At 56.1% G+C, this 9,035-nt stretch carries 7 protein-coding genes; 3 read left to right on the forward strand and 4 right to left on the reverse strand.

Annotated elements, in window-relative coordinates:
• The first annotated feature begins 42 nt into the window (after positions 1–42).
• Both A6F49_RS00560 and A6F49_RS00565 read left to right on the forward strand, forming a co-directional pair.
• On the forward strand, positions 43–2,079 hold the full coding sequence (locus tag A6F49_RS00560; RefSeq protein ID WP_043055907.1) for a hydantoinase/oxoprolinase family protein: 2,037 nt from the start codon (positions 43–45) through the stop codon (positions 2,077–2,079).
• The gene (locus A6F49_RS00565; protein ID WP_043055906.1) at positions 2,079–4,061 is read left to right on the forward strand and encodes a hydantoinase B/oxoprolinase family protein; all 1,983 of its coding nucleotides are present in this window, start codon (positions 2,079–2,081) and stop codon (positions 4,059–4,061) included. The genes A6F49_RS00560 and A6F49_RS00565 overlap by 1 nt, the downstream gene beginning before the upstream one ends.
• 293 nt (positions 4,062–4,354) lie before the next feature.
• Here the strand turns inward: A6F49_RS00565 and A6F49_RS00570 are convergent, their stop codons facing one another.
• The 3 genes from A6F49_RS00570 to A6F49_RS00580 form a co-directional block, all read right to left on the reverse strand.
• Positions 4,355–4,774, reverse strand: a complete 420-nt coding sequence (locus A6F49_RS00570; protein ID WP_043055905.1) for a type II toxin-antitoxin system VapC family toxin — start codon at positions 4,772–4,774, stop codon at positions 4,355–4,357.
• Entirely contained in the window at positions 4,771–5,004 is a 234-nt protein-coding gene (locus A6F49_RS00575; RefSeq protein WP_043055904.1) for a FitA-like ribbon-helix-helix domain-containing protein, read from the reverse strand. The genes A6F49_RS00570 and A6F49_RS00575 overlap by 4 nt, the downstream gene beginning before the upstream one ends.
• Before the next feature lie 310 nt (positions 5,005–5,314).
• Positions 5,315–6,523, reverse strand: a complete 1,209-nt coding sequence (locus tag A6F49_RS00580; RefSeq protein ID WP_043055943.1) for a CaiB/BaiF CoA transferase family protein — start codon at positions 6,521–6,523, stop codon at positions 5,315–5,317.
• A 180-nt stretch (positions 6,524–6,703) separates the two neighbouring features.
• Here A6F49_RS00580 and A6F49_RS00585 point away from each other — a divergent pair, with 180 nt between their 5' ends.
• Positions 6,704–7,942, forward strand: a complete 1,239-nt coding sequence (locus A6F49_RS00585; RefSeq protein WP_043055903.1) for an acyl-CoA dehydrogenase family protein — start codon at positions 6,704–6,706, stop codon at positions 7,940–7,942.
• A gap of 24 nt (positions 7,943–7,966) precedes the next feature.
• On the opposite strand, the gene A6F49_RS00590 is transcribed toward A6F49_RS00585, so the two are convergent.
• Positions 7,967–8,341 (reverse strand): hypothetical protein, encoded by a 375-nt coding sequence (locus A6F49_RS00590; protein WP_052500001.1) that lies wholly within the window; start codon positions 8,339–8,341, stop codon positions 7,967–7,969.
• Positions 8,342–9,035: the final 694 nt, after the last annotated feature.

The following is a 9,035-nucleotide window of genomic DNA, read 5'->3' on the forward strand; positions in this document are numbered from 1 at the left end:
CTTGTGTCACACAAACTATGAGCTCACTACTGGAGGTTAGCTATGGCGCAACTCCGAGTCGCTGTTGATGTCGGCGGCACGTTCACCGACGTTTGTATTTTCGACGATGAATCAAAAAGCATGCGAGTAACTAAAGTCCCTTCTACTCCCCACGACCCCATGATCGCCGTGATGAATGGAGTCGAGCGAGGTGACATTAATCTTGCCGACGTCTCGCTCTTTTCCCATGGCACCACCGTGGCGACCAATGCTCTCATTACGCGGAACTTTCCAAAGGCGGCTCTCGTCACGACCACCGGGTTTCGGGATGTCATAGAAATTCGTGACGGCACTAAAGATGATCTTTGGGACGCGTACAACGATGTATCGGGCCCCTATATTCAACGCCGTGACCGATTCGAGGTCAGTGAGCGTATCGACTACCAGGGTCGTGTGGTTAAAGCATTAGATGAAGACGAAGCCCGGCGCCTCGCCGCGCTGCTACGCAAACGAGGAACAAAAACCATTGCGGTATGTTTCTTGAACTCTTTTGCCAACTCTGCCCATGAGTTGCGGATGCGAGAGATTCTTGAGGAGGAACTGCCCGACGCTTCAATTACTACCTCCGCTGAGATCCTGCCAGAGATGTTTGAGTACGGACGATTCAATACAGCCGTAGCGAACGCTGTGCTAGCACCGCTTGTCACGGGGTATGTGAACCGTCTCTCGGAAAAACTGCACGAAGGTGGCTACGCCGGAGACCTACTATTGCTTCACTCCGGTGGTGGCTCTATGACCCCGCGGACAGTTGATCAGTTCCCTGTTCGACTTGCAGCTTCCGGGATCGCAGCTGGCGCGATTTCCGCCCAACATGTTGCTTCCCAGTGTGGTTACGCCAACGCCGTAAGTCTCGATATGGGAGGTACCTCTACGGATATCTCCCTGGTCGCAGATGGTGAACTGCGCATCACTCAAGAGTGGTCAGTCGAATACGGACACCCTATTATCTTCCCGTCAATTGAAGTCAAAACTATCGGCGCTGGCGGCGGCTCCCTCGCCCACATCGATATCGCCGGATCGCTGCGTAATGGCCCGCAGTCGGCTGGTGCCGCACCGGGGCCGGCTTGTTACGATACCGGCGGCGATCAGCCAACCAATACTGATGCGAACCTGGTCTTGGGACGTCTTGGTACATCACTGGCGGACGGCGCAAAAAGCCTCGACAAGGATCTCGCTGCAGAAGCCATTCAACGGGTCATCGCCGAGCCGCTCGGTCTCACGTTGGAAAAAGCCGCTGAATCGATCATTCAGGTTGCCAACGCAAACATGGCCGATGCAGTGCGCATTATTTCGATCCGGCGTGGCCATGATCCTCGCGACTTCGCGCTGCTCGCCTTTGGCGGAGCGGGAGCTTTGCACGGCGTAGACGTTGCAAGGGAACTCAATATCCCGACCGTCGTCGTGCCGCCGAATCCCGGTGTCACTTCCGCAATGGGCTGTTTATTAGTCGATATCCAACACGACTTCTCCCGCCAATACACCGGGCTAGCGAGCGAAGCTGACACCGAAGAGCTCGAAGCAAATTACCGTCGAGTGGAGAGCGAAGCCGCGGCACGTTTGCGTCATGAGGGAGTCTCTGATGATCGCGTTGTTCTGCAGCGTCTGGTCTCCATGCGGTACGTAGGTCAATGGCGTTCACTCGTGATTCCAATGGGTCATAGTAAAGATGCACTCAATAAGGCAATCGAAGCCTTCCACGAACAACACGAACGCGAATTCGCCTTCCGCAACGACGAGACCCCGGTCGAGTTGTATCAACTGCAGCTACATGCCGTTGGCAAGACCACCAAGCCAAACTTCCAACCAACTGCGATCACTGACGGAGGACCCGGGGAACCCGTCGAAAGGCGCTCCGTCTACTTTGACGGGCAATGGCACGAAACACCGGTTTATAACCGTTCCGGCATCCCAGCCGGCGCAAAGTTCACAGGTCCGGCAATCATCAACCAGCTTGATTCGACCACTGTGGTACCTCCAGAAACTGATGCCGAGGTTGATGAGTGGCTCAATATCCGTATCCATATTAGAAGGAGCAACTAATGACTACGATGACACAGCCAGTCGAACGACAGACTGATCGTCTCGACCCGGTGACATTTGAAGTCCTCAAAAACGCCTTCGCTACCTCGGTCGATTTGATGAGCGAACAAATTCTTCGCACCTGCTACTCGTTTGTCATATACTCGCGAGACTTCTCTTCAGCGCTGTGCGACGCCAAGGGCAATACGGTCATGCAGGGCTCCGGCGATATTGCAGTACACGTTGGAACGTTGCACTTCCAAGCCAAAGCGGTGCTTGAACAGTTCGAAGATGACATCCACCCGGGCGACGTGTTCTTAATCAATGACCCCTACCGCGGTGGGACACACTTCAACGATGTCTCGTTCATCCGCCCGATTTTCTCGGAAGGGGAGATCATTGCCTTCTCGCAGAACAAAGGGCACTGGGCGGACATTGGAGGTGTAGTCCCCGGATCCTTTTATATCAACGCCACGGACCACTTTGGAGAAGGTGTCCGAATCCCGCCCGTACGTGTTTGGAGCAAGGGCGTCTTTCTCAAAGATGTTGCGCAGCTGATTGTCTCCAATACGCGATCCCCCGAGGTTGCAATGGGAGATCTGCATGCACAGTCAGAAGCTACAGCGGTATGCGAACGCGAGGTGCTTCGCCTCGTCGACCGATACGGCAAGCAAACCGTCGTAGATGCCATGCAAGAAACTCAGGATTACGTTGAGCGCACGGTCTTGGAAAAGATCAAAACACTCCCGCACGGAACGTGGGAAACAGTGGACTACATCGATAATGATCCCTCCACTCCTGAGCAGCTGATCCCGATCCACATTAAACTCACGCTCGATGAGAATGGGATCCATTACGATCTCAACGGTTCAGCACCCTCTGTGGCTACGTTTCTCAACTCGGGTTATGGCACCACGCACTCGTCGCTGTATTCCGGAACGAAGACCTTCTTTCCGGAAGTGCCCCTGAACTCAGGATTTTACCGTGCCGTCACTGCAGACATCGGTCCCGAAGGGACCGTCGTTAATGCCGCGTGGCCGACTGCTGTGACCGGTTTTTGTTCGGGTCCACACGAGAAAATTATGAACGGTGTGTTCGAACTGTGGTCTCGCATCATGCCCGAGCGTGCCATGGCCTGTTCGTTCAACCTTGAGTATCTGCTAGTTGGCGGCCGGGATGCTCGCAGCGAATCTAAACCGTATTTCATGTGGTACGACTGGATGGCCGGTGGTTGGGGCGGTCGCGCGACCAAAGACGGTTCCGGCGCGACCTCGCCGGTATTCGGTGCCGGTCTTGCAGTACAGCCTCTCGAAGGCCAAGAAAGATTGTCACCTGTTATCACCACCGAACACTCGATTGCCATCGATTCAGCCGGTCCTGGAAAGTTCCGCGGTGGTGTGGGGGTCCAAAAGGGTGGGATCCTCACGGATGCTCAATCGACAGTCGTCAGCTACTCTTGCGACCGTGCACGGTCTGTCACCTGGGGCATCGAGGGCGGTCTCCCGTCGATACCGCACGGGGTGTGGATCAATAAAGGTACGGAGGATGAGCAGTACCTGGGCTCGGTGTTCTCGGGCCATCCCGTCCGACCCGGCGATGAGTTCACCCGCCCTTCCGCTGGTGGAGGCGGTTTCGGTGACCCGCTCGAACGCGATCCAGAGCTTGTCCTTGAAGATGTCATTGACGCATATGTGTCGGTGGACCGCGCAGAGAAAGACTATGGCGTCGTGATCCGTGTCGGCGACCCCGAGTTAGATGAGTACGAAATCGATGTAGCTGCCACGACGGCTGCTCGAGCGTATATCGCCGAGCATCGTTCCTCCTGGTTAGAAGAAGAACCCGAGTCTGTTGCCCAAAGATTTCGAAGTGGTGAACTGACGATGCATGATGTCATCCGTCGCTATGGTGTCATCCTGGACTGGGGCACTGGTGAACTCTTTCCCGAAACGACTCGGGAGTATCGCGAGTCCATGAAACTGCGTTCAGCCAACCATTGGTCGTAAAGCACGGCCGCGACTTTGCATCATCGTATGCCTTGTAAGGGCTCAGTCACCGAGGACACAATGTCTTCAGTGACTGAGCCCGCACTGCAGTCAGTCTCAGCTCGTCAGTTCTTCGATAATCAAAACGTTGAAATTCACCGAAGTCGGGACAGCACAGACTTCAAGGGACGACCACAGGCCTAAAGCTTTCTGCTGATCAGGGACAGCTCTGAAAGCCTAAGCGCCCACTTGAAACCAACTCACCATGAAACCGCCAGAGCAGCTATTTCACTTATTCTCACGGTGGTGTGACCTTATGCGCTCCAGGGGTTCACACTTTCGACACCTGTTGCGTTGAAATCTTTCGTGTTTCTGGTTGCACAGGTAGCCCCATGCACTCGACAGATAGCTGCTATCTGCGCATCTGCCATACTAATCGGCAGGCCACTACGCTCACGCCCCGCGAGTACGTGCGCATACTCAGTCGCAGCATGCGAGTCGAATGGGAGAACAGCCTTGGTATGTCGATATGGCTCAACCGCCATATCGATCGCAGTTTCTAACTGTGTCTTTCGCTTGCCATCTGGTAAACGCTGAACTCCGGCCAATAGCTCAGCCAGGGTAATGGACGTAATGGCAACATCATCTGTAAGCAGCTCAAGCCACGACATCACTTGAGGATTGGGATTCGGACGGAATAGCTCCGAAATTACGTTGGTGTCGAGGACGATCATTCGAAATCTACAACTCGCGCGGGATCAGTCCGTTCGGGAATTTGCAATTCTGACATTCCACCAATTTCGCGAGCCGCCTGCGCCAATGCCAGACCAATATGCGGGCGTGTTGCGGCACGGGTCAAGATATCGCGCACTTCAGCTTCCATCGACCGTCCGTGTTCTTTAGCCCGCGCCGCTAGTCGACGTTTTACAGAAGGGTCGAGGCCCCGAACAATAATTGATGACATACTTACACCCCCAATTTGATATCAATCATGATATCAAATTCATGCGGATGCGTCGACTAAAAGCTACAGTCATTGATGAACAAGGCAGATTTACGCACACTTCCTTGCTGAGCTAATCAATCTGGGACAGCGACAAGCCACTAATAGCGCATTCAGGCATCACACTCCGTGGATTGGCATCGTGAAAAGATACCACGAAACCGTTAGTATGCATCTGGTCATTGAGCATGTGATGGGCGGTTACCGCATTCGAGCTACTGAGCAGTGTAAGTGTCTAAGCCTTCGCAACGACACTTCAAGCTGAACACGATCAACCGCCATTATTTCTCGATGTGACCATGTCAGCATCAAAACGTCGCGGACCGTCTTCGTGCAGCCACGCCAGGATGGCATCGGCATCTTCATTGAGCTGCGGTGGCGCCTTGTCATAGGTGACCTGACTGCGGGAATACTCTATCGGGTGTTTCACGGTTGGTACTTGTTCGGCACCGGCGGGTTGGACCGGTTCTAAACCGATGTCTTGGGCAAACTCGACACCCTGGGCGATCGTGAAGACTTCAGAACACGGAATTTGGACGTGGCGCAGTTCTTCCACCCACTCGGAGGCTGTCTTGTGCTGCAGGTGCACCTCAAGTTCGGCACGTAACTGCTCGCGGTGGGCATTGCGCGCCGGGTTGGTTGCGTAGCGCTCGTCGTCGGCAAGTTCCGGGACGCCTAGCGCTGCGGCAAGCCGGCGGAATTGGCCGTCATTGCCGACCGCGATAATCAACGGTTGATCGCCGGCTGCAAATGGTCCATATGGTGCCAACGAGGGGTGGTCGTTCCCCATGCGCGTCGGCACCACGCCGCCGGCCACATAGGCGGAGGTCTGATTGACAAGTCCCGACAGCGCCGACGACATCAGATTCACCGCAATGTGCTGACCCTTCCCACTGAGTTGGCGCTCCTGGAGAGCCCCAAGAATCCCAACGGTTGCATGCAGCCCGGTGACGACGTCGAAAATCGCCACCCCAGCCTTCTGCCCGCCGGATTCAGGCTCGCCGGTGATGTCCATGAGCCCCGAGGCGGCCTGTGCCAGCAAATCATAACCGGGCAGGTGGGCTCCGCCATTGGTGCCGAAACCGGTGATCGATGCGTGCACCAGGTGTGGGTAGCGCTGGGCCACCGCGGCCGGATCCATGCCGAATTTCTCCAGCCCACCGGGTTTCCAGTTCTCAATGAATACATCGGCTTTGCCGAGCAGTTTGTGGGCGGTGGCCAGGTCGTCGTCGTTTTTTAAATCCAGCGCGATCGCATGTTTATTGCGGTTGACGGATAAGAAATAGGTCGCCTGATCGTCGCGGACCGGCGGCTGCCAGGCGCGGGTATCATCGCCGGTGGGAGACTCAACCTTGATCACGGTCGCGCCCATGTCTGCCAGCAGCATGGTGGCATATGGGCCGGCCAGCACGCGGGAGAAATCGGCGACGACGATGCCGTCGAGCACGCCACGGGATGAAGAACCTGGTGTCATAGTCATAGGTCCATGCTGGGCATGTTGGCGCACCAATGCAAGATCGATGTTGGAAACGCATCGATGAGTCTCGATCTGCGCAATGATGCGGTCATGCGGTTGCTGGGTGCGCGCCCGTTGACTACCGTGAAAACCATCACAACCAAACCGCACAGGCCCTCAAGCCACTGACTTTCTGGAGTATGCATGTCGATGACGGAACTACGAAACTCAAAAACCGACCTCTTCAATATCGCGTCCATGCTGACCAATGAAGAGCTCGAGGTCCGTGACACAGTCGCCGAGTTCGTGGACCGTCGCGTGCGCCCGAATATCGCCAAGTGGTTTGATGAAGCCACCTTGCCCATGGAACTCATCCCGGAAATGGCCGAGCTTGGCCTATTTGGCATGCACATTGACGGCTACGGTTGCGGCGGTCGCTCCGCGGTGGAATACGGTATTGCCATGCAAGAAATGGAGGCCGGCGACTCCGGGCTGCGCACCGTAATCTCCGTGCAGGGTTCGTTGGCGATGACGGCGATCGCCAAGAACGGCTCCGAAGAACAGAAACAGACCTGGCTGCCGAAAATGGCCGCCGGTGAAGTGATCGGGTGTTTCGGGCTGACCGAACCGACCGCTGGCTCGGATCCGTCGTCGATGACCACCCACGCCAAACTGGTCGACGGCGAATGGGTGCTCAATGGTTCCAAGCGCTGGATCGGGCTGGCCACAGTTGCTCAGGTGGCCATCATCTGGGCCAAAGTTTCCGTTGCCGATGCCAAAGCCGCCGGGGTCCATCCCGACGGCGATACCCGTCCCGACGACGAACTCGTGGTGCGCGGATTCATCGTCCCCACAGAAACCGTGGGCTTCCGCGCCGAAGCAATCGAGCAGAAGATGTCGATGCGCGCATCCCTGCAGTGCGACATCGTCATGGATAATGCACACCTTCCGGTCGATGCGATTCTTCCGCATAATCCTGGGCTGCGCGGACCATTCTCGTGCCTGAATGAGGCGCGCTACGGCATCGCCTGGGGTGCCCTGGGCGCAGCCCGTGACTCGATCGAGGTTGCCCTGGAGTACGCTTCGACCCGCATGCAGTTCGGCAAACCGCTCACCGCCTACCAGCTGACCCAAAAGAAGCTGGCCGACATGACCATTGCCCTGAATAAGGGCCAACTCATGGCGCTGCAGCTAGGGCGTGCCAATAACGCCGGCACAATGGATCTACATCAAATTTCCATGGCGAAACTCGACAACGTTCGGGTCGCCATCGAGATCGCTCGCGAATGCCGCACCATTCTGGGCGGCAACGGCATTACCGGTGACTACTCGCCGTTGCGTCACGCCAATAACCTGGAGTCGGTGCGCACCTATGAGGGCACCGACGAAGTCCACACCCTGATCGTGGGCCAGAAGCTGACTGGTCAGGCGGCGTTTAGCTAAACCGTATGACGCCCGCCTGAAAATTTAGTCGTCAAATTGGCTAAATTCTTCAAGTTGGCCAAATTCCTCAAATTCCGTTGGGTAGGTATTTGAGATCTCCTCGAACATCGTGATCCCAAACATCGCCAGCAAAATGAACCCGACGATGCTCAAGATGATGCCCACGACCATCCAGATCAGTGAGGCACGAGCAAAATTGCGTTTGGCGATCGAGCTGCCGGCGCCGAAAGCAAGTACCAGCAGGTAAATGATGTTGACCAACGGGATGAAGGTCAACAAGACCGTGAGCACCCAGCCGCCGAGTCCTTCATTGGCTACCCGCTGTGCTGGGTAGCTGCTTGAGTCTGGGAGGCTACTTCCCTGTAGTGGCTGAGGGGCATACGGCTGGTAGTGGCTCACGGGGATTCTCCTGTGGTGGTTACTGAGTTAAGTACCGGGTAATTCGTACACCGGAACACCCACCGAAGGCAAATGCAGCATGTCGGGGAGGGCCCGTGGACAACGATAACCACGTTGATGGAGACAGCAGGATCGATCGTTGACTGATCGATCCTGCTGCGCGGGAGGAAAGTTATGCTTATTCTGCGATGATACGGCCTGCCCGGGCACCCACGCCGATGGTCGGGGCCATCGTGTTGCCCGGCTGGCGCGGTAGCACCGAAGCGTCGGCAACGCGCAGCCCTTCAACGCCTCACGCGAGAGCTGCTCGACTAGGTCGACGATGCTCACGAAATCGTCATTGCCGATGCCGCACATTACCCGAACCTCGAACATCCAGACCAGTTCAATGCTGCCTTGAATACCTTTCTCCAGCGATTGACCTAAGCCCAAGCACCTTATGCATCGGCCCAGCATCAGCAGGACAACCCCTATGAGCAGGAAGTGTGGCAGCGCAACGACTAACAGCCCCGAGTTGGCTCATTTTTCGGCAGTAGCCAGGTCTGAGGCTGGGATTTCGGCATGATCGCAGGGTTGATGGTTGACGAACAGGGCACTAAGCGCTGGTCGTAGACTGGGTTCGTGGGGTTGTATATTCGTCAAGTGTCGACTGCTTCTGGTGCGACGGCGGTGCAGATTGCCAGGAAGTATCGTG

It is taken from the genome of Enteractinococcus helveticum, from assembly GCF_001657475.1.
Taxonomy (GTDB): Bacteria; Actinomycetota; Actinomycetes; order Actinomycetales; family Micrococcaceae; genus Yaniella; species Yaniella helvetica.